Source organism: Curtobacterium sp. VKM Ac-2889, from assembly GCF_015350855.1.
GTDB lineage: Bacteria > Actinomycetota > Actinomycetes > Actinomycetales > Microbacteriaceae > Curtobacterium > Curtobacterium poinsettiae.
The window spans coordinates 1,013,548-1,033,711 of sequence record NZ_JADKSC010000001.1 but is presented as its reverse complement, the minus strand read 5'-3'; the positions used below and the strand labels follow the sequence as shown (position 1 = coordinate 1,033,711).

The 20,164-nt window shown below is 69.8% G+C and carries 16 protein-coding genes and 1 tRNA gene; 10 read left to right on the top strand and 7 right to left on the bottom strand.

What is annotated here, in order from left to right; all coding sequences use genetic code 11:
• Positions 1-43: 43 nt before the first annotated feature.
• Both ITJ50_RS05170 and ITJ50_RS05165 read right to left on the bottom strand, forming a co-directional pair.
• Positions 44-5,344, bottom strand: a complete 5,301-nt coding sequence (locus ITJ50_RS05170; protein WP_194590033.1) for a DUF6531 domain-containing protein — start codon at positions 5,342-5,344, stop codon at positions 44-46.
• Positions 5,345-5,451: 107 nt separating this feature from the next.
• Positions 5,452-5,733: a hypothetical protein gene (locus tag ITJ50_RS05165; protein ID WP_017888088.1), complete on the bottom strand. Its 282-nt coding sequence runs from the start codon at positions 5,731-5,733 to the stop codon at positions 5,452-5,454.
• Positions 5,734-5,940: 207 nt separating this feature from the next.
• On the opposite strand from ITJ50_RS05165, the gene ITJ50_RS05160 reads away from it, so the two are divergent.
• The 6 genes from ITJ50_RS05160 (at position 5,941) to pstB (ending at position 13,655) form a co-directional block, all read left to right on the top strand.
• Positions 5,941-8,106, top strand: a complete 2,166-nt coding sequence (locus ITJ50_RS05160; protein WP_071404719.1) for an RNA degradosome polyphosphate kinase — start codon at positions 5,941-5,943, stop codon at positions 8,104-8,106.
• Positions 8,103-9,050: an NUDIX hydrolase gene (locus tag ITJ50_RS17775; RefSeq protein ID WP_071250259.1), complete on the top strand. Its 948-nt coding sequence runs from the start codon at positions 8,103-8,105 to the stop codon at positions 9,048-9,050. The genes ITJ50_RS05160 and ITJ50_RS17775 overlap by 4 nt, the downstream gene beginning before the upstream one ends.
• A gap of 381 nt (positions 9,051-9,431) precedes the next feature.
• Positions 9,432-10,538 (top strand): phosphate ABC transporter substrate-binding protein PstS, encoded by a 1,107-nt coding sequence (locus ITJ50_RS05150; protein ID WP_017888091.1) that lies wholly within the window; start codon positions 9,432-9,434, stop codon positions 10,536-10,538.
• 238 nt (positions 10,539-10,776) lie between these two features.
• Positions 10,777-11,727, top strand: a complete 951-nt coding sequence (pstC, locus tag ITJ50_RS05145) for a phosphate ABC transporter permease subunit PstC (protein ID WP_017888092.1) — start codon at positions 10,777-10,779, stop codon at positions 11,725-11,727.
• 13 nt (positions 11,728-11,740) lie between these two features.
• Positions 11,741-12,826: a phosphate ABC transporter permease PstA gene (gene pstA, locus ITJ50_RS05140; protein ID WP_017888093.1), complete on the top strand. Its 1,086-nt coding sequence runs from the start codon at positions 11,741-11,743 to the stop codon at positions 12,824-12,826.
• A gap of 49 nt (positions 12,827-12,875) precedes the next feature.
• Positions 12,876-13,655 carry a phosphate ABC transporter ATP-binding protein PstB gene (pstB, locus tag ITJ50_RS05135; protein WP_017888094.1) on the top strand — a complete coding sequence of 260 codons (780 nt, stop codon included), beginning with the start codon at positions 12,876-12,878 and terminating at the stop codon, positions 13,653-13,655.
• Positions 13,656-13,858: 203 nt separating this feature from the next.
• On the opposite strand, the gene ITJ50_RS05130 is transcribed toward pstB, so the two are convergent.
• From ITJ50_RS05130 to ITJ50_RS05120, 3 genes are all read right to left on the bottom strand, one after another.
• The gene (locus tag ITJ50_RS05130; protein ID WP_194590032.1) at positions 13,859-14,734 is read right to left on the bottom strand and encodes an anti-sigma factor domain-containing protein; all 876 of its coding nucleotides are present in this window, start codon (positions 14,732-14,734) and stop codon (positions 13,859-13,861) included.
• A complete protein-coding gene (gene sigK, locus ITJ50_RS05125; protein WP_056071845.1) occupies positions 14,731-15,330 on the bottom strand; it encodes an ECF RNA polymerase sigma factor SigK in 600 nt (199 codons plus the stop codon). The genes ITJ50_RS05130 and sigK overlap by 4 nt, the downstream gene beginning before the upstream one ends.
• 524 nt (positions 15,331-15,854) lie before the next feature.
• Positions 15,855-16,484, bottom strand: coding sequence for a hypothetical protein (locus ITJ50_RS05120; protein WP_017888097.1), 630 nt, complete (start codon positions 16,482-16,484; stop codon positions 15,855-15,857).
• 127 nt (positions 16,485-16,611) lie between these two features.
• Here ITJ50_RS05120 and ITJ50_RS05115 point away from each other — a divergent pair, with 127 nt between their 5' ends.
• From ITJ50_RS05115 to ITJ50_RS05100, 4 genes are all read left to right on the top strand, one after another.
• Complete coding sequence (locus tag ITJ50_RS05115) at positions 16,612-16,773, top strand: hypothetical protein (protein WP_017888098.1); 162 nt, start codon at positions 16,612-16,614, stop codon at positions 16,771-16,773.
• A 53-nt stretch (positions 16,774-16,826) separates the two neighbouring features.
• Positions 16,827-16,902, top strand: a tRNA-Lys gene (locus ITJ50_RS05110).
• Between the two features lie 37 nt (positions 16,903-16,939).
• A complete protein-coding gene (locus ITJ50_RS05105; RefSeq protein ID WP_194590031.1) occupies positions 16,940-17,776 on the top strand; it encodes an SGNH/GDSL hydrolase family protein in 837 nt (278 codons plus the stop codon).
• Between the two features lie 176 nt (positions 17,777-17,952).
• Complete coding sequence (locus ITJ50_RS05100) at positions 17,953-18,273, top strand: hypothetical protein (RefSeq protein ID WP_027466636.1); 321 nt, start codon at positions 17,953-17,955, stop codon at positions 18,271-18,273.
• A gap of 88 nt (positions 18,274-18,361) precedes the next feature.
• Here ITJ50_RS05100 and ITJ50_RS05095 read toward each other — a convergent pair whose 3' ends face one another.
• Entirely contained in the window at positions 18,362-19,294 is a 933-nt protein-coding gene (locus ITJ50_RS05095) for an aldose 1-epimerase family protein (RefSeq protein ID WP_042539257.1), read from the bottom strand.
• Positions 19,291-20,145, bottom strand: coding sequence for a DeoR/GlpR family DNA-binding transcription regulator (locus ITJ50_RS05090; protein ID WP_017888102.1), 855 nt, complete (start codon positions 20,143-20,145; stop codon positions 19,291-19,293). Before ITJ50_RS05090 ends, ITJ50_RS05095 begins: the two co-directional genes overlap by 4 nt.
• Positions 20,146-20,164: the final 19 nt, after the last annotated feature.

Sequence of the window (20,164 nt, the reverse complement as noted above, 5' to 3'; positions counted from 1 at the left end):
GTATTCGGCACGGTTACGCTCTCTTTCTCTCGTCGCCCGCCACTCATGGCGCACGATGTGAAGTGACGGTAGGACCCCGCGCCCCTGCAAGGAACCCTGTTCCAAAGGTCTGGACAAGGTTTGCGCGACTCTGATCCCCGCCCGGGCGGACCAGCTCATTTGCCACGGCACCAAAGCCGCCTGCACTGTGGTTCACCGCACCACCGATCAAAGCGGTCGCTGATGGAGAACTGAGGTCCAAGTTCTTGACGATCTTAGCTCCGAGCGCCCCGGATCCCAGGCTGAAGCCCGCCCCCAGACCGAAGCCGGACGCCGCAGACGCCGCGTAACCGCCGGCAGTGTGCGAGACGTCTTCGTCGAACATGTACCCGCCGACGTTCTGCGTGGCACCTGACACTCCTGACGAGATCGCCGAGCGAGTAGTCGATGTCAAGGCCTGCGTGCCGATCCGCTGGAGCACTGGAGCACCTGCGCGAGCAGCCGCTGTCCCGAGTTTCGAGAGACCCAGCGCGCTTCCCCCTCCGGCAGCTCCCGACACACCACCAACGAGAGTGTCCAGGCCGACCTTTCCCCAATCGACCTTGCCGTTCTCCCCCCTGTTTTCCTTGATCGATAGCCCCCCGGCCAAAGCAGCTCCGCCGCCTGCCATCACGGCAATCGCGACTACCGGGCCGATCGGTGTGCACATCGCGAGGACTGTCGCTGCGACGCCGAGGCCGATGGCGATGTTCGAGATCAGCTCCGAGTGCTCGTCGGCCCAGTCACGCACATTGGCGATTGCACCCTGATTCGCATCCCGGTACGCCTGCAAGTCCTTGTCAGTCGCCGGCCGCAACCCGAGCGGGTCGACGGCCTGCAACGGATCGTTGCCCGCGTACGAGTACGGGTTCCCCGACCACGCGGCACCCAGGATCGGCACGAGCGGATCAACCGTCAGGAAGCCCCGCGCCGCAGGGTCGTACACACGGGCCCCGAGCCACTCCAGCCCTGCGACGGACACCCCACCCGAGCCGGTCAGGGACACCCCCGCGGGCAGCCCGACGTCGGTAACGGCAGCGAGCGCAGCCCACGGGTCCGCAGCATCGGTCGCGCGAGCACTGCGCCAGGCGGGCTGCGTCACGGCATCGCCGATCGCGGTGACACCCCCTGGCAGGTCGAGCAGCGACGTGTCGGCGATGCTGATGAGCGACGGCACGACCGCGGCGGAGTCCCACCACGTGGCGACCCCACCCACCTCGGCGAGCTCACCGAGCGCGTCGACCCAGACGTCGAGCCGACCGGTCTCGGCGTACGAGGCGTCGCGGTCGACGACGGCAGCGAGGTGCCCCAGGTCGGACCATGCGTACTCGGTGGTCGAACCATCGGCTGCTGTCCGCCGGATGCGGCGGCCGAGACCGTCGTGGACGTACTCGGTGCGGCCGGCCTCGGTGGTCGTCGCGACCAGCTGTCCGGCAGCGTCGTACTCGTGGCGCGTCTCGACATCGCCGACGGATTCGACGACGAGTCGCCCACCGTCGTCGTAGGCCCACGTCGAGTCCCCGGCGCGCACGAGCTGCCCGGCGGCGTCGTACTCGTACGACACCGCCCCGGACGGTCCGTCGACCGCGGTGATCCGCGCGTCGGCATCGCGCTCGATCCGCGTACTGGTGGCACCGTCGAGCGTGGTCGAGGTGTGCGCGACGAGGGCGCCTCCCTCGTACGACCACGACTGCACCAGGTCGCCCGTGGCCGCCTGGACGATACGACCCGAGGCGTCGTAGGTGAACGCGCCGGCAGCGGTGCCGTCACGGTCCACCTCGACGACACGGCCGACGGCATCGCGACGGTAGGTGGTTCGGGTGCCGTTCGGGTCGACCCGAGCGGCGCGGTTGCCGTCAGCGTCGTACTCCCACGCGACGGACTGGTCGCCCCGGGCTCGGCGGACGAGCAGGCCACGGCGGTCGTGCTGAAGCTCGTGCTCGATCGTCCGCCCTGCACCACAGGTGTGGTCCGACACGACGACAGTTCGGTGGACGGCGTCGCGGGTGATCTCCGACTGCACCGCACCGTCGACGAGCACGGCCCGCTGTCGACCGGCCGCGTCGTAGGTCCATTCCGTGGTCCGGCCGTCGGGATCCGTCTGGCGGATCTGGCGCCCGGCCGGGTCGTAGGCCGCCGTGGTGGTCCGTCCGAGCGGATCGGTGACAGCGACCACGTGGTCAGCGGCGTCGTACTCGCGTCGGGTGGCCCCGCCGACAGGGTCGGTGATCGTCACCAGGCGCCCGCGCTCGTCGTACTCGAACGAGGTGACCCCGTCGAGACCGTTGACGACCTGGATCAGCTGCCCGGCGGGGTCGTAGCGGAACCGACGACGGCCGAAGCGTGCGTCATGGCTGGAGACGAGCCTCCCGGCCTGGTCATAGCGGAACCGCGCGGTACCGGAACCCGGAGTCGTCTGCGTGACCACGCGCCCGACGGCGTCGTACGTGATCTCCTCGACCTCGCCGGTGGGCAGGGTCCGGGCCACGACACGGGAGTCCGCGTCGTAGGTGAGCGTCGTCCGCGCCCCCGCGGCGTCGGTGGCTGCGGCGGGACGCCCGCAGGCGTCGTACTCGTACGTGGAGCGCGCGCCCGAGGGGGCGACCAACGCGACGACGCGACCGGCGAGGTCGCGCTCGAGTCGGGTCAGTCCGCCTTCGCCGTCGACGAGTTCGACGGGGCGACCGGCGGCGTCGTAGGTGATGAGTTCGGAACCGGTCTCGTCAGACGTGGACTCGACAGGTCGGCCGTACTCGTCGAACCGGACGGTCGCGGTGTCGAAGGCGTCGCGCAAGGTCGCGACGCCGGTCGCGACGTCGTCCGAGAACTCCTGGCGGACGCCCGTCGGGTCGACGGTCGCCGTCAGCTCGCCGACGACGTCGTACTCGCGACGCCACGTCGCGCCCGCGGGGTCGATGACGGCCTGGAGGCGCGACAAGGCGTCGTGCGCGAACGTCCAGACCGCGCCGCCCGGCAATGCGAGCTCCGCCAGGTTCCCCTGGTCGTCGAACGTCCGTGAGACGCGGCGACCCAGCGGGTCGGTCGTGGTCGCGAGCTCGCCGTTCGGGGCGTACTCGAGCGTCGTCCGTGCTCCGAGCGGGTCCGTGATCGCAGCGATCCGCGCTCCGGCGGCGTACTCGAAACGCCAGACGGCTCCGTCGGCGTCACGTCGTTCGACGAGGAGCCCGGCGGCGTCGTAGCGGTACTCGCTCCGTGCGCCGGAGGGGCTGATCGCGGCGACCGGGTGACCGGCAGCGTCGCGCTCGATCCGAGCGGTGTCGCCGACGGCGTTGGTGGTCGAGACGAGCTCACCGAACGCGTCGTAGGAAAGCGTCAGGACCACGCCGGTCGGGTCGACGACGTGGGTGAGGGAGCCGTCCTGCCAGGTCAGCTCCGTCCGGCCGCCGACCGGGTCGACGATGACCGACGGGTCGCGGTCGTCGCCCACGTACTCGTAGCTCACGACGGCACCGGCCTCGGTTACGACCGTCGTCACGCGGTCCTGGTCGTCGTACCCGTAGGTCAGGTCGCCGCCGGACGGCGTGACGGTCCGGGTCTTCCGGCCTCGGTCGTCGTGCGCGTGCACGGTCACCGAGCCGTCGCGCTCGGTCGCGGACACGAGATTGCCGTGCCGGTCGTAGCTCATCGACTGGCGTCGGTCGTCGGAGTCGATGACCCCGACGAGACGCCCCTTGGCGTCGGCGATGTAGGAGTTCGACCGCGATCCGTCGTGGTCGGACACCACCGTGACGCGGCCGGGCAGGTACGCGAAGCGCACGGTGCGGCCGTGCGGGCTGATCTGTTCGACCACGCGGCGCTGGTCGTCGTAGGTGTTGTCGACCTCGACGACACCGGCCGCACTCGTGACCGTCGTGATGAGGTCGTCGTCGTTCCAGCCGTAGGTCCGGGTGCCGACGGCGTCGGTCACCGAGACGAGTCGGCCGCGCTCGTCGTACCCGTACTCGACCCGGCGACCGTCGGAGGCGCGGAGCACCGCCACTCGGCCGTCGACGTGGTCGATGTCGATCGAGCGCCCGCGCTCGTGCAGCAGGCGCACGACGACGTCGTCGGCGTCCCGCTCGACGCGGACCGCGGTGCCGGCCCCACCGCGCTGTCCGAGCCACAGCCCGGACGGCGAGAAGTCGATGCGCTCACCCTGGTTGTCGCGGACGACGAGCCGGTTGCCCTCGGCCGCGAGCCAGCGGTTCTCGCCGACGCCGCGGGCCCACCCCTCGCCGTCACGTGGGAAGCGCACCTGACGACCGTCGGCGCCGACGAACGACGCGCCCTCGTCGTCGAGGAGCAGGCGGGTCTCGAGGATCGACGCCCACCCCGGACCGAAGAGGCCGACGTGCTGGTCGAGGGAGTTGTACATGCGGGTCACCTGCAGCGCCGCAGATGCACCGGTGAACGCCAGGTCGAGCTCCGGCTCGAGGAAGTTGCCCGTCGTGGTGTTCACCGGGTCCATCGAGAATCCGGTGGTGGGCTGAGCGCCGTAGGCCGATGGTGGATCGAACTGCAGGTCGGTGCGGGACTGCGCGACCCCGGCGGCAGCCAGGGCTGCGGCGAGCGCAGCATCCGAGACGGTGGACACGGAGCCCTCGCCGCCAGCGGCCGCGAATGCATCGGCGATCGTGTTCGCCCACTTGACGTCCTGGTCGTTGGCAGCAAGCCACTTGTCGAACGCCGACACGAGCCCGTCGGCGTTGATCGTGCCCCACGAGCACTTCGTCGCGAAGTCGTCGAGCTTGCCGCGGAGCCCCGCGGGCTTCCCGGTGAGGTCGCTGTTGAGCGAGGTCGATCCGGCGGCGAAGGAACGCAGATCCTCCGGCTTGGCGGACGAGGTCCCGCCGCCACCACTCCCACCCGCGCCCGGGTTCGGGGTCTGGCGCGTGGTCGACTTGGCACTCGCGGGCGCGAAGGTCGGAGGGTCTTCGTGCTCGACCTTGGGCGGCTCCGGTGCGCCGGCGACCTTGTCGTGCATCCACTCGAAGAAGTTCCGGTCACCGTACTCGGCGTACCAGTCGCGGGCTTTCTTGCGACGGGCGTTCTCGCGCTCGGCGGCCGCCTTCATCTCGTCGACCCAGCCCGCGACGGTGCGCAGGTTCGTGGCGATGTCCTCGGCGTCACTCTTCGCGGTACCGGCGTTCTGCGCGAAGAGCTCCGAGAAGTGCCCGCGGAACTCCTGGGACGCGGTGTTGACGTAGGACTGCCGCGAGCCGGCCTGGCCCTCGATCGACTCGGCCGCGCCGTTCAGCGCCGTGCTGAGTGCATCGGCCGTGCCGTTGTCGAACTTGACTGGCTCATTGCCGTGCAGGTCAACCATGGTTCATCCCCCGAAGTCGTGCTGATCGTGCTGGTGAAGCGGCCCCACCGACCGCGAACGCCCGGACCGCCGCGAATGCGACGGTCCGGGCGGGAACATGCTGGTGCTTACGCGCCGCCGCCTGCGGTGAAGATGTCCTGCGAGATCTTGTCGAGCTGCGTACGGAGCTGCTCGAGCTCGGTCTTCGCCTTGTCGAGAGCAGCCTTGGTCTCCGGCCAGGTGGACCCACGGAACGTCGCCGCGAGCGGGCCGTCCCAGACGTTCGAGTCGGAGAGGATCCGGCCCTGAGCGTCGAGCTGCGAGATCTGATCGGTGAAACCACCGTTGACGATCGACTGGACCTGACGGATGGCGGTCTTGGCCTGCTCGGTCGAAAGGACACGCGACATGATGAACCTCTTTCATTCGTAGCTGCACCCCCGCGCAGTGGAATCCCCCCGGAGGCTCTGACACGGCCCACCATACCCACAAACCCGGGCAGATGTCACCGTCGGTATATCGTGACCGTTCCTCCACACACGAACGGTTCACCACCGGTTTCCACAGCGTCCACCGGGGCCCCTCCGACAGCAGGGGCCGGGTGGCAGGATGTGGGGATGGACACCGAACCGCAGCTCGACGGCGAATCCGTCGCACCCGACCTCGACGACTTCGACGAGGTCGTCGAGATCGAGCACGAGTCGCTGCCGACGGACCGCTACTTCGACCGCGAGCTCAGCTGGCTCAGGTTCAACCAGCGCGTGCTCGAGCTGGGTGAAGACCGCACGCAGCCCCTGCTGGAGCGAGCGAACTTCCTGGCGATCTTCGCGTCCAACCTCGACGAGTTCTTCATGGTCCGCGTCGCCGGCCTGAAGCGCCGCATCGACACCGGCATCGCCGTCCCGACCAACGTCGGCCGTGCCCCCAGTGACGTCCTGCGCGACATCGCGAAGAAGGCCCACGAGCTCCAGGACCGGCACGCGCAGGCGTTCATCGGGTCGCTCAAGCCGGACCTCGACGCCGCGGGCATCCACATCGAGCACTGGTCCGACCTCGACGAAGCCGACCGGCAGCGGATGCGGGAGTACTTCAACGAGCAGATCTTCCCGGTGCTCATGCCGCTGGCGGTCGACCCGGCGCACCCGTTCCCCTACATCTCCGGGCTCTCGCTCAACCTGGCGGTGCGGGTCCGCAACCCGAAGTCGCAGCGCCAGGAGTTCGCGCGCCTCAAGGTGCCGCAGAACTTCTCCCGTTTCATCAAGCTCCCCGACGACAACTCCGGCCGGATGCGCTTCATCCCGCTCGAAGACCTCATCGCGAACCACCTCGACGACCTGTTCCCGGGGATGGAGGTCCTCGAGCACCACGTGTTCCGGGTCACCCGCAACGAGGACGTCGAGATCGAGGAGGACGAGGCCGAGAACCTCATCCAGGCCCTCGAGCGCGAGCTCCTGCGCCGCCGGTTCGGCCCGCCGATCCGCCTCGAGATCACCGAGGACATGGACCCGGTGACCCTCGACCTGCTCGTGCGTGAACTCGACATCACCGAGGAAGAGGTGTTCCGGCTGCCGTCGCCGCTCGACCTCGGCGGGCTGTTCGAGATCTCGAAGATCAACCGCCCGGACCTGCACTACCCGAAGCACGTTCCGACGACCCCGGTGCAGTTCCAGCCGGGTGAGCCGAACACGAAGCCCGACCTGTTCCGTGCGATCAAGGCGAACGACGTCCTCGTCCACCACCCCTACGAGTCCTTCGCCACGAGCGTGCAGGCGTTCCTCGAGCAGGCCGCCGCCGACCCGAACGTCCTGGCGATCAAGCAGACGCTGTACCGCACGTCCGGCGACAGCCCCATCGTCGAAGCGCTCATCGACGCAGCGGCCGCCGGCAAGCAGGTCCTCGCCCTGGTCGAGATCAAGGCGCGCTTCGACGAGCAGAACAACATCACCTGGGCCCGCAAGCTCGAGAAGGCCGGCGTGCACGTCGTGTACGGCCTGGTGGGGCTGAAGACGCACTCGAAGCTGGTGCTCGTCATCCGGCAAGAGGGCGGGACGCTCAAGCACTACAGCCACATCGGCACGGGCAACTACAACCCGAAGACCTCGCGCATCTACGAGGACATGGGCCTGTTCACCTCGGACGACACCGTGGGCAAGGACCTCACCCGCCTGTTCAACGAGCTGTCCGGCTACGCCATCGAGAAGAAGTTCAAGCGCCTGCTCGTGGCACCGCTGCACCTGCGGAAGGGCCTGCTCAAGCGCATCCAGACCGAGGCGGCGAACGCCCGTGCCGGCAAGCCCTCGGGCATCCGGATCAAGGTCAACTCGATGGTCGACGAGCAGATCATCGACGCGCTCTACCTGGCGAGCCAGGCCGGGGTGCCGATCGACGTCTGGGTCCGGGGCATCTGCTCGCTCAAGCCGGGGATGGAAGGCGTCAGCGACACCATCCGCGTGCGGAGCATCGTCGGCCGCTACCTGGAGCACTCCCGCGCCTTCGCGTTCCACAACGACGGCGACCCGGCGGTCTTCATCGGCAGCGCCGACATGATGCACCGCAACCTCGACCGTCGCGTCGAGGCACTCGTGCGGCTGGTCGCGCCGGACCACATCAACGAGGTCCAGGAGATGTTCGACCTGGCGATGGCCGACACCGCCAGCTCGTGGCACCTGGAGTCCGACGGCGAGTGGACGCGGCACTCCACCGACGATGCGGGCCGCCCGCTCGAGGACGTGCAGAATGTGACCATGCGGAAGATCTCGGCTCGGAAGCGCTCGACTCGGTGAGCGGCGGTCCCTCGGGCCCCGTCGTCGCTGCGGGTGCGGTCGTCTGGCGCGAACAGGACGGCACACCCCTCGTGCTGCTCATCCACCGCGACCACCACAAGGACGTCTCCCTGCCCAAGGGCAAGGTGGACCCGGGCGAGGCCGTCCCGACGACCGCTGTGCGCGAGATCGACGAGGAGACCGGCTACCGCGTCCACCTCGGCGCTCCGCTCGGCACCGCCGAGTACGTGCTGCCGAACGGTCGCGACAAGGTCGTGCACTACTGGGCGGCCCGGGTCTCGGCCAAGGAGTACGCCCGCGCCGGGGCCTTCGAGCCGAACCACGAGGTCGCCGCACTCGAGTGGGTCACCATCGACGACGCCCGCAACCGTCTGACGTACGAGCGGGACGTCGCGATCCTCGACCGCTTCGCCGAACGCGCCGCCGCCGGACAGCACCGCACCTTCGCCCTGATCACCCTGCGCCACGCGAAGACCGTGCCCGGCTCGGACTGGGACGGTCCCGACGCCACCCGACCGCTGTTGCCCGTCGGCCGTTCGCAGGCCAAGGCCGCCGCGGCGCCGGTCGCGGCGTTCGGCCCGAAGAAGATCGTGAGCAGCACGGCGGCGCGGTGCCTCGCGACCGTCGAACCGCTCTCGGCCGCGACGAAGCTCGGCGTCTCGAGCACCCCGGACATCAGCCAGGACGCCCACGACCGCGGAGCCGCCGACGTCAAGGGTGTCGTCCGGCGCCGCCTCGACAAGGGCAAGACCGCCGTGCTCTGCTCGCACGGCCCGGTGCTGCCCGACATCATCGCCCGGATCGCCACCGTGACCGCCGACGACTCCGGCCGCTTCGACCTGCGTCGTGCGGCGATGTTGTCCGTCGGGGACTTCTCCGTCATGCACATCGCCGGAGACACGCTCGTCGCGGTCGAGACACACCGCAACACGATCCCGGCGTAGCCGGCCACCGCCGGACCGCAGCGCCGCCGGACCGCAGCGCCGCCGGACCGCAGCGCCGCCGGACCAGAGCACCGCAGCCGACGCGCTCGGCACCCGACCACATGACGGGGCCGCGCCGCGCCCGGAGAACGCGATCCGGGCCTCCCGACCGCCCTTCCGCGATCATGCGTGCGTATCTTCCGAACGCGCGCACAGTGCCCCCGATCCTGCTCCCTGCGCGGGCGCGGCGCACGCCGCCCCGACGCGGACAACCCCTCGTTCACCTTCCGTTCACCAGCGGGGGTGATCCCCGTCACCTCGCGTCCCTACAGTCGCTCCCGGGTCGGCACCGGCCCAGGGACCGCAGTGGTCCCACTGCATTCCATTCCCGAAGGGACCCCTGTGAACATCAAGCGAATCGGTTCGATCGCAGCAATCGCGATCGCCGGCGCAGTCGTGCTCTCCTCGTGCGCGGCAAACGAGGACGCGGGCAGCACCAAGTCCTCCTCCACCAGCGGCAGCGACTACTCGAAGCTCTCCGGCACCCTGACCGGCTCGGGCTCGTCCGCACAGCAGACCGCGCAGGCCACCTGGGCCGCCGGTTTCCAGGACGAAGCCAAGGGCGTCACGGTGAACTACACGCCGGACGGCTCCGGCGCCGGCCGCGAGAACTTCATGTCGGGTGCCGCGGACTTCGCCGGCTCCGACGCGGCGCTGAAGGACGAGGAGCTCTCGGGCAAGTTCGAGTCCTGCAAGGCGGACACCAAGGGCATCGACATCCCCGTCTACATCTCCCCGATCGCCATCGCGTACAAGGTCGACGGCGTCAGCGACCTGACCCTCGACGCGAAGACCATCGCGGGCATCTTCTCGGGCAAGATCACCAAGTGGAACGACTCGGAGATCGCCGACCTGAACAAGGACGCGAAGCTGCCGGACGCGAACATCACGGTCGTGCACCGCTCCGACGACTCGGGCACCACGCAGAACTTCTCGGAGTACGTCTCCGCGAACGCCGGCGACGTCTGGACCGAAGAGCCGAGCCAGACCTTCCCGTACTCGGTCGGTGACAGCGCGAAGGGCACCTCCGGTGTCGCCTCCGCGATGGGCAACGCCACCAACGCCATCACCTACATCGACGACTCCGGCGCCGGTGACCTCGACCGCGCGAAGCTGATGGTCGGCGACAAGGCGACCGAGATCTCGGCCGACGGTGCCGCGCAGGTCGTCGCCGACTCGAAGATCGCAACCGGCCGCGAGGACAACGACCTCGCGATCGACATCGACCGCAAGGACACCGCTGACGGTGCCTGGCCGCTGGTCCTCGTCTCCTACGCCATCGCGTGCCAGGAGTACAAGGACGCCGACAAGGCCGAGCTCGTGAAGGGCTACCTGGACTACGTCGTCTCGAGCGCTGCTCAGGACGCCGCTGCGAAGGAGGCCAAGTCGGCCGCCCTCTCCTCCGACCTGGCGTCGAAGGCCAAGGACGCGGTCGCGTCCATCAAGTAAGGCCCCCTGAGCGCCCGGACGCCGGTCCCACCCACATGACCGGCGTCCGGGCCCTCGCCCGTCCGGGCCCCACCGGGAGTGCAGCACCACCGCCGCCACCGGGAGCGCAGCACGACTGCCGCCACCGGGAGCACAGCATCACCGCTCCCACCGGGAAGAGCCCGCACCCGGACGTCCCACCCCGCTCCACCACCCGCACCCGTCGCCTCCCCCGGCGTTCCTCCGACTGGAGTACCCCATGACGACCGCACCGGCCCAGCCAGGGGCCACCGTCACCCCGATCAAGCCGAAGGCCGTCGTCCGCGTCGGTGACCGGATCTTCTCCGCCGCCTCGGTCATCGCCGGCGGCCTCATCCTCTTCGTGCTCGTGCTCGTCGCCGCGTTCCTCGTCTGGCAGAGCATCCCGGCGTTCTCCGCCAAGGTCGGCGAGCTGCCCGGGAAGGCCACGAACTTCTGGGACTTCGTCGGCCCCCTGGTGTTCGGCACCGTCTGGTCCGCGCTCATCGCGCTCGTGATCGCCGTGCCGCTGTCCCTCGGGATCGCCCTCTTCATCTCGCACTTCGCGCCGCGTCGACTCGCTCCGGTCCTCGGCTACGTCATCGACCTGCTGGCCGCGGTGCCGTCGGTCGTCTACGGCCTCTGGGGCATCGCCGTGCTGGCTCCCCTGGTGAAGCCCTTCTACGTGTTCCTGAACGAGTACCTCGGCTGGTTCCCGCTGTTCTCCGGTCAGGTGTCCGGCACCGGCCGCACGATCCTGACGGCCTCGATCGTCCTCGCCGTCATGGCGATCCCGATCATGACGGCGGTCATGCGTGAGATCTTCCTGCAGGCCCCGACCCTCAACGAGGAAGCGGCCCTGGCCCTCGGCGCGACCCGCTGGGAGATGATCCGCCTGTCTGTCCTGCCGTTCGCGAAGTCCGGCATCGTGTCCGCGATCATGCTCGGCCTCGGTCGTGCACTCGGCGAGACGATGGCGATCGCGCTGGTGTTGTCGGTCTCGACGAACGTCACGTTCGAGATGCTGACGTCGCAGAACCCCTCGACGATCGCCGCGAACATCGCCCTGCAGTTCGCCGAGGCTTCCGGGACGGCACTGAACGCGCTCATCGCGTCGGGTCTCATCCTCTTCGTCATCACCCTGGTCATCAACATGCTCGCGCGGTACATCGTCCGCAGCCGAGTCAGCTGAGAGGTCGCACCCGATGTCCCTCGCGCTCCGTCAGACCGGCACCGCCGGCAACGTCTACGCCAACGGCAAGCTGCACGCGTCCGTCCCGTGGCTGCTGCTGGTCGGCAGCTGGGTCGCCCTCGTCCTGGTCTTCGCCCTGCTCAACGCCGGTGGCGCCGTCAAGGACTTCAACGTCGTCGCCGCGATCTTCCTCGGCACGGTCCTGTTCGACGTGCTCATCGTCGTCGTCTCGCGCATCGTCGAGGGCGGTCGCAAGGCCGTCGACCGCCTGGTCACCTCGCTCGTCATCACGGCGTTCGTCATCGCGGTCCTGCCGCTGGTGTCGCTGCTCTGGACGGTCATCGCCAAGGGCGTCGCCCGCCTCGACGCGAACTTCTTCTCGTACTCGATGCGCGGGGTCATCTCCGAGGGCGGCGGCGCGGTCCACGCGCTCATCGGCACCCTCGAGATCACCCTGTTCGCGGCGCTCATCTCGGTGCCGATCGGTCTGCTCACCTCGATCTACCTGGTCGAGTACGGTCGTGGCGCGCTGGCGAAGGGCATCACGTTCTTCGTCGACGTCATGACGGGCATCCCGTCGATCGTCGCCGGGCTGTTCGCCTACGCGCTCTTCGCGCTGTTCCTCGGCCCGGGTGCCCGCTTCGGTCTGGTCGGCTCCGTCGCCCTGTCGGTGCTGATGATCCCGATCGTCGTGCGCTCCACCGAAGAGGTGCTGAAGATCGTCCCGATGGAACTCCGCGAGGCCTCGTACGCCCTCGGTGTCCCGAAGTACCTGACGATCCTCAAGGTGGTTCTGCCCACGAGCCTCGCGGGCATCATGACCGGCATCATGCTCTCGATCGCCCGCGTCATCGGTGAGACCGCCCCGCTGCTCGTCACGGCCGGCTTCACCGCGAGCATGAACTACAACCTGTTCCGCGACCCGATGATGACCCTGCCGGTGTACGCGTACACGCAGTACTCGCAGCAGGGCGCCAACCCGGTGCCGTTCGTCGACCGGGCGTGGACCGCGGCCCTGGTGCTCATCCTGATCGTGATGCTGCTCAACCTGCTTGCCCGGATCATCACCCGCCTCTTCGCCCCCAAGCTCAGCCGCTGACCGTCCGCCCCCGCGGATCCAGCGTCACCACCCACCCAGAAGGATCAACGTGTCCAAGCGCATCGAGGTCGACGGCCTCAACGTCTACTACTCGAAGTTCAAGGCGGTCGAGGGTGTCGACATCACCATCGAGCCCCGCACCGTCACGGCCTTCATCGGCCCGTCGGGCTGCGGCAAGTCCACCTTCCTCCGCACCCTGAACCGCATGCACGAGGTCATCCCCGGCGCATGGGTCGAGGGATCGGTCAAGATCGACGGCGACGACCTGTACGGCCCCGGCGTCGACCCCGTGCTCGTCCGCCGTCAGGTCGGCATGGTCTTCCAGCGACCGAACCCGTTCCCGACGATGTCGATCCGCGACAACGTGCTCGCGGGCGTCAAGCTCAACAACAAGCGCGTCTCCCGCTCCGAGGCCGACGACATCGTCGAGCGCTCGCTGCAGGGTGCGAATCTGTGGAACGAGGTCAAGGACCGCCTCGACAAGCCCGGCATGGGTCTGTCCGGTGGCCAGCAGCAGCGGCTCTGCATCGCCCGCGCGATCGCGGTCGAGCCGGACGTGCTGCTGATGGACGAGCCCTGCTCGGCCCTCGACCCGATCTCGACCCTGGCCATCGAGGACCTGATCGAGGAGCTCAAGAAGGAGTTCACGATCGTGATCGTGACCCACAACATGCAGCAGGCGTCGCGCGTCAGCGACAAGACGGCGTTCTTCAACATCGCCGGCACCGGCGCTCCGGGCAAGCTCATCGAGTTCGACGACACCGCGACGATGTTCTCGAACCCGTCCGTGCAGGCCACCGAGGACTACGTCTCGGGCCGCTTCGGTTGATCGGCATCCGTCCGTCGCGCTGACGGACGGCCTGGAGGCCCGGTGCACGTCCGCCACGGACGCGCACCGGGCCTTCGTGGTTGCGGCGGGTGCCGCGGCGGCCCGCAAGACGTGCGCATGTTCCGACGATCCACGCGTCGATCGACTCGTGGAACGACGAAAGGTGCCCGCGCATCGACTGCACGGGCACCTTCCGGAGGACCTCAGGCCGTGGTGGTGGGGACAGCCATGATCGGCGACGAGGTCGGCTGCTTCGAACCACCGGCGGGCTCGACCGTCATGCCGATCGTCGCACCCTCGGACATCGCACCCTTCAGCACAGCGGAGTGCACACCGTCCGCCGCGCCGTCGACCAGGCCGGCCGACTTGATGGCACCGCCCTGCTCCTCGGAGCCGATGTACCAGAGCTCGTATGTCTTGCCCTTCGGCGCCTGCTCGACGCCGTCCAGGATCACCGCGGACTTGCCGAGGTCGTTCGACCACACGACCGTCGCCGAACCGCCGCCCGCGACCTTGGTCGTGGTGCGCTGGAAGTCCGACGCGGCGTAGATGCGGTCAAGGCCGCTCGAGGCCTGCGTGGTGCCCGGTCCGGAGCCGTTCGGGTCGAAGACCGATCCGACGCCGAGTCCCCCGAAGAAGACCGCGGCGACGGCAGCAGCGGCCGTCAGCATCACCGCCGGACGCTGGAACCAGCGGCGGCGAGCCTCGGACGACGCCCGGCCACCGGCGGTGGGGCCGTCGGCGATCGAGGTGACGGGCGCGGCGGGCGCAGGGCGGGCCTCCTGGGCGGGGGTGGTCTCGGCGACCGGGGTCTGGTCGACCGTCGTGTCGGCGAGGGGTGCGGCCTGCGGGGTCGTGGCGATCTGGGCCAGCAGCGACGCCTTCAGCGACGCGGGGGGCTCGATCGGTGCGACGGCGTAGGCGAGCTGCAGCGCGGTCTCGCGCAGCGAGTCGTTCTCGGCCTGCAGCTCGGGGGACGTCCGGAGGGCGTCCTCGAGGAGCGCGCGCTCGTCATCGGACAGCGCGTCGAGTGCGTGGGACCCCGTCATCAGTGCGGGGTCGTCGTGGCGTTCGGTCATGAGGTCACCCCCATCTCGTCTCGGAGTCGGATCATCCCGTCACGGAGACGGGTCTTGACGGTGCCGATGGGGACACCGAGGTGTTCGGCCATCTCGCTGTGCGAGTAGCCGCCGTAGTACGCGAGTTGCACAGCCTGCCGCTGGAACTCCGTGAGCTTCGCCAGCGCTCGGCCGACGCGCTCGTGCTCGATGCGGATCTCGACGGACTCGGAGACCTGGTCGAAACCGGCCTCGAGGTCGCGGATGCCGATCTTGGTGTCCCGGTCGTGCGAGGACTGCGAGGCGCGGACCCGGTCGACCGCGCGCCGGTGGGCCATGGTGAGGACCCAGCTGGCGGCCGTTCCGCGCTTCCGGTCGAAGCGGGTGGCCTGCTGCCAGACTTCCAGGAAGACCTCCTGCGTGACCTCTTCCGACTGCGCGCGGTCCCGGAGGAGCCGCGTGATCAGACCGAGGACCCGGCCGGACAGTGCGTCGTAGAGGTCCGCGAAGGCGGCTTGGTCACCGGAGGCGACCCGGGCGAGGAGGTCGTCCGGCGATGCCTGAGCTGGCTCTGACGAGCTCCAGCGTTCGGTGTCGCTATCCACGAGGGCAAGCATTGCAGGTTTCCCTCCTCTCGGTTGCTTTCGTTGACCAGGCGGGTAGCACGAAGCCCCCGCATGGGCGGTCGAGACGAGGGGCCGGCGTGACCCACAGGGAATTGACCGGCGGTGCCGGTCCGGGTCACACCGGGCCTCTCGCTTCGTGACGGGCATTCCGTCCGCCACGATGATGATTCGGCGCGGTCCCCGCTGTGGATTGGGCGGGGATCGGGATTTCTCGGCGGCGCGGGCGCGGCGGGCTCCCCGCGGGCGGTGCGCTGGCACGCCCGGGGCCGGTTCTGTCCACCATGAGTGAACAGGGTCGAGTGATCAGCCGACGTCTCGTAGACTGGTGATCGCCGGGCCGCAGCAAGCCCCGGGCTCCAAAATTCGCCGCTTCGAGCGGCCTCGCGCCGAGAGGCGCTTTCTGCGGCTCGGCTTCTCCATGCCCGGATGCGTTCCGCGCTCGCGACCGTGCGCGTCGTCGCGAAGCTCCGCGCCCCTGGCCTGGAGGCTGGGTGCGGGTCCGCCCCGCCGCCCGCTCAGTCCAGGCTGTCGCGACGCCAGAGCGCCGCCGCCTCGGTCAGGTCGGCCGCCAGCTCCGTCAGGCGGAGCGCCCGCGTCGTCAGCTCGCCCGCCCGCTCGGACGCGACCAGGTCGGACTCGTCCGCCACGGCGGTCGCACCGGCGGCGGTCAGGCGGCAGAACGATGCCCCGCGGTCCAGCGCCACCGCGAGGTCGCCCGTGTACAGGCCGTGCAGGATGCGGTCGGCGAGCGTCAGGATCTCGGCCGGGCCGGTCGGTTCCTCGGCACCCGCGACCGCCTGGTCGATCGTGCCGATCTGCGCCGTGCCCCGTTCGAACAGGTACGCGATCTCCTCCGGGTTCTGCCGGATGACGATGCGCACCAGGTAGACCCGCCAGAGCGCCCCCGGCAGAGTGTGCGCCCCCACCCGCGCCCACAGCTCCGCGATGGCGTCGATGCCGTGCACGTCGGTGTAGGTGACGAGCCGCTCGACCACGGCGGGGTCCGGGTCCTCACGCACACGGTGCAGCAGGGCGTTCGCGGTCTCGTGCGCGACACGGTTCACCAGCGCCGGGTCCTCACCGCCCTGGATGGCGGCGAACTCGGCGTCGGTGAAGTGGACAGGACGGTGGTGATCGCGAGGCACCGCAGCAGTGTAGGCGCGGCCGGTGACACGCCCGCGGCCCGTTCGCCGAGAACGCAACGACTGCGCCGCGCGTACCGTGTTGCGGCAGGGAGGCGCTCCTCCCTGCACGTGAAGGAGAGGATCTTCCATGAACGCCCTGCTCATCATCCTGGCTGTGATCGCAGTCATCCTGCTGTTCGTCGGCGGGTTCGCCGCGAGCCTGAAGTTCCTGCTCTACGTCGGCATCGTGCTGCTGATCATCGCGGTCATCGCGTGGCTGCTGCGAACGCTCACCGGACGCCGGGGCTGACCCGCTCGCACGGTTCTGTCCCAGAGGCCCTCACCCGCTAGCCTTGCGGGTGAGGGCCTCTAGCTCAGTTGGTAGAGCACCGGACTTTTAATCCGAGGGTCGTGGGTTCGAGCCCCACGGGGCCCACCACCAGTCTTCCCTGTTGCCCTTGTCTACAATCGGTCCGATGGGCCGAGGATCGCAGCGCGAACGGCCGGGCACCTCCACCGACCCGGCGACGATGCCGCGACGCCGCCGCAGACTCGTCCCCGCACTCGCCCTCGGCGCCATGGCACTCGGGGTCTCCGGACTCCTGCTGATCCTGCCGAGCGTGTCGAGCGCCTGCCAGCCCGTCTCCTCGTCGACCTCGGCCTCGGCCGTCGCGGCCCCCGGGGTCTCGGCCGAGCGGATCGCGGCGGCGATCGAGCCCGGATCGCGTGTCCTGATCGTCGGCGACTCGTACACGTCCGGTCGTGGGTCGACCAGCGGGATCCACGGCTGGGCCCAGGACATCAGCGAGGACCGCGGGTGGAAGGCAAAGATCGACGACTACCCGGGCACCGGCTACGTCGACGTCGGCGCCTCCGGTTCGTCGCACTTCACGTTCGGTCCCCGGATCGAACGAGACGCCTCCTTCGACCCGGAACTGGTGATCGTGCAGGGCAGCCAGAACGACTGGCTCGTCGACGCCGACACCCTGCGCGCCGCCGTCGAGCGCACGCTCCGCACGGCGCAGCAGACCTGGCCGGACGCGGTCGTCGTCGCGTTCGGTCCGTCGGCACCCCTGCCGCACGCGAAGACCACGGTCGGTGTCGCCGCCTCGGTCTCGTCGGCTGCAGCCACAGTCGGGGTCCCCTACATCGATGCCCTCGCCGGCCGGTGGTTCACGACCACGAACAGTCCCGGGTACTCGGCGCCCGACGGCGGGCACCCGAACGACGCCGGCCACCAGTACCTGGCTGACCGCGTCAGCGAGGCGCTGGACGCCCTCGCCACCCCCGCCGACAGTGCCCGGTGCGCCTGACGGGTGCCGTCCGCTCCTGAACGGGGTACAACCCGTCCCCAGCGAGCTCATGGGAGATCCCCTGCACAGCACAGTCGGTCCCCAGCGGACTGTTGGGCTCCCGCCGATAGTGTCGTTCCCGGATCCGATCACCGGATCCTGCAGCACCGCACCACCACGAACGAACGGGGTACACCGTGATCGAGCCCATCGAAGCCACGCAGACCAGCACCACCGGTGACGCGCGCCGCATCGTCGAGCTCGCAGCAGCGACCAACACGACGATGAGCAACGAGCTCCTGCTCGACACGCTCCGCCGCAACGCCCAGGTCACGACCCGCCACATCCGCAAGGACTTCATCGAGGTCGCGACCGCCACCGCCGTGCTCGGTTACGTCTGCCGCCAGCGCAAGGACTTCATCGCGCTCCGCGGCGACGACCCAGCCTGGGCGCACGAGGTCGGCCGGTACGCCACCGAGTCCCTCGCGGTCGAGGCGCTCCGGATGCGCCGCGGCTGACGCCCGGCTTCCGACACGAACGCACAAGGCCCCGCCGGACACCCGGCGGGGCCTTCGTCGTGTCAGCGGTGCGAGCCGACCGGAGTCCTCAGGACCAGACGCGGCGGATCCCCCACGAACCGGTCCAGGTCTCGTCGGGCTCGAGCCAGCGCAGGCCCTCGCCGGAGTTCAGGGCGTTCGCGGGCGCCGTCATCGGTTCCACCGCGACGGCCAGGCCCTTCCCGTCGCCGCGCGGGTACTCGCGCGACGTGAAGACCTGCACGTACGGGAACGAGGCGTCCTGCCAGAGCTCCACCCCGTCGCCCTCGGGCCCGTGCATCGTCGTGCGGCGGATCCCCTCGGCGTCGGGGGTGACGTCCGTGTACGCGGTGTCGAGGTCCGAGTCCCCGGCCCGCCGGCCCTGACGGAGGTCGTACGGCGTGCCCTCGACCGGCACCGACCCGTTCGGCACCTTCTGCTCGTCGACGGTGAAGGCGGTCGCGGCGTCGAGCGTGACGACCAGGTCGTCGGCGGGGGTGTCACCGGCACGCAGGTACGGGTGCGCGCCGACGGCGAAGGGTGCGCGGACGCCCGAGCGGTTCGTGACCTCGTGCGTGACACGGATGCCGTCGTCGACGAGCTCGTGCAGCACGCGCGTCTCGAGGGTGAAGGGCCACCCGTGCTGCGGGTGGATCGTCGCTTCTTGCTGGATCGACGTCTCGGCCTGCGACACCACCCGGTACGGGGCGAAGCGGAGCAGCCCGTGCGAGGCGTTGCCGTACTTCGGCTCCGAGATGTCGAGCTGCTGCCGCTTGCCCTCGAGCTCCCACACACCACCGGCGACGCGGTTCGGCCAGGGCGCCAGGACGATGCCGTTCGCGCCCGGCGGCTGCTCGGTGACGGGGAACGGCTCGGTGATGTCGAAGCCGGCGACACGGAGTTCGCGGATGCCCGCGGCGACCTCGGTGACCACGGCTTCGACGACCCCGTCGGGTCCGGCGTGGTGGAGGCGGTACTGGCCACCAGTGGGTGCTGCGGTCATGGGGTGTTCTTCCTTCCGGCTGGTTCGGTGCGCTGCTCGCCGTCGGCGACGATCACCTGGGCCCCGGCCGCCCGGATCGTGGCGACCGCGTCGGCGTCGGCCTCGGCGGTGACGACGACGTCGATGTCCTCGAGCGCGCGGACGACCCCGATGTGGGCCCGGCCGAACTTCGACCCGTCCGCGACCACGACGGTACGCCGGGCCGTCGTGGCGAGCATCCGCTTGGCCTCGGTCTCGGGCAGGTTCACGTTCGTCAGGCCGTGGTCGACGTCGAGGCCGGTGCCGCCGAGGAACACGAGGTCGGCCGCGATCATCGGCAGGACGGCGCCGTTGAAGGGTGCGACGAGCGAGTGCTGCAGGGGCCGGAGGGTGCCGCCGGTGACGATCACGGTGAAGCGCGGGACCGCTCGCTCGAGCGCGAGCGCGGTGGTGAGAGAGTTCGTGACGACGGTGACTCCCGTGAGCTCGGTCCGGGCCACGAGCGCCTCGGCGACGGCGGCCGGCGTGGTGCCGACGTCGAGGACGACGCACTCCCCCGGCCGCACCAGCGCCGCGGCCGCACGGCCGATGGCTGCCTTGGCCACCTGGTGCTCGACGGCGGTCTCCTCGAAGGGGCGCTCGGTGGAGCCGGCCCCGAGGCGGACCGCGCCCCCGTGCACCCGGCGGATCCGGGCCTCCTGGTCGAGGACGGCGAGGTCCTGGCGGACCGTCACCTCGCTGGTGCCGAGGGACGCGGCCAACGCGGCCGTCCGGACCATGCCCGGGGCACCGTCGACGATCGCGACGATGCGGTCCTGCCGCAGGGGCGCGGGCAGCGCGCCGGCGAGGAAGGAGAGGTCGGCGTCCGTCATGTGGACAGTTTCGCTTGCT

What these genes read in the sequence shown, in the direction of transcription:
- ITJ50_RS05170 (WP_194590033.1), bottom strand. Translation starts at nt 5,344, where the DNA reads ATGGTTGACCTGCACGGCAATGAGCCAGTCAAGTTCGACAACGGCACG.
- ITJ50_RS05165 (WP_017888088.1), bottom strand. Translation starts at nt 5,733, where the DNA reads ATGTCGCGTGTCCTTTCGACCGAGCAGGCCAAGACCGCCATCCGTCAG.
- ITJ50_RS05160 (WP_071404719.1), top strand. Translation starts at nt 5,941, where the DNA reads ATGGACACCGAACCGCAGCTCGACGGCGAATCCGTCGCACCCGACCTC.
- pstC (WP_017888092.1), top strand. Translation starts at nt 10,777, where the DNA reads ATGACGACCGCACCGGCCCAGCCAGGGGCCACCGTCACCCCGATCAAG.
- pstA (WP_017888093.1), top strand. Translation starts at nt 11,741, where the DNA reads ATGTCCCTCGCGCTCCGTCAGACCGGCACCGCCGGCAACGTCTACGCC.
- ITJ50_RS05130 (WP_194590032.1), bottom strand. Translation starts at nt 14,734, where the DNA reads ATGACCGAACGCCACGACGACCCCGCACTGATGACGGGGTCCCACGCA.
- sigK (WP_056071845.1), bottom strand. Translation starts at nt 15,330, where the DNA reads ATGCTTGCCCTCGTGGATAGCGACACCGAACGCTGGAGCTCGTCAGAG.
- ITJ50_RS05115 (WP_017888098.1), top strand. Translation starts at nt 16,612, where the DNA reads ATGAACGCCCTGCTCATCATCCTGGCTGTGATCGCAGTCATCCTGCTG.
- ITJ50_RS05105 (WP_194590031.1), top strand. Translation starts at nt 16,940, where the DNA reads ATGGGCCGAGGATCGCAGCGCGAACGGCCGGGCACCTCCACCGACCCG.
- ITJ50_RS05095 (WP_042539257.1), bottom strand. Translation starts at nt 19,294, where the DNA reads ATGACCGCAGCACCCACTGGTGGCCAGTACCGCCTCCACCACGCCGGA.
- ITJ50_RS05090 (WP_017888102.1), bottom strand. Translation starts at nt 20,145, where the DNA reads ATGACGGACGCCGACCTCTCCTTCCTCGCCGGCGCGCTGCCCGCGCCC.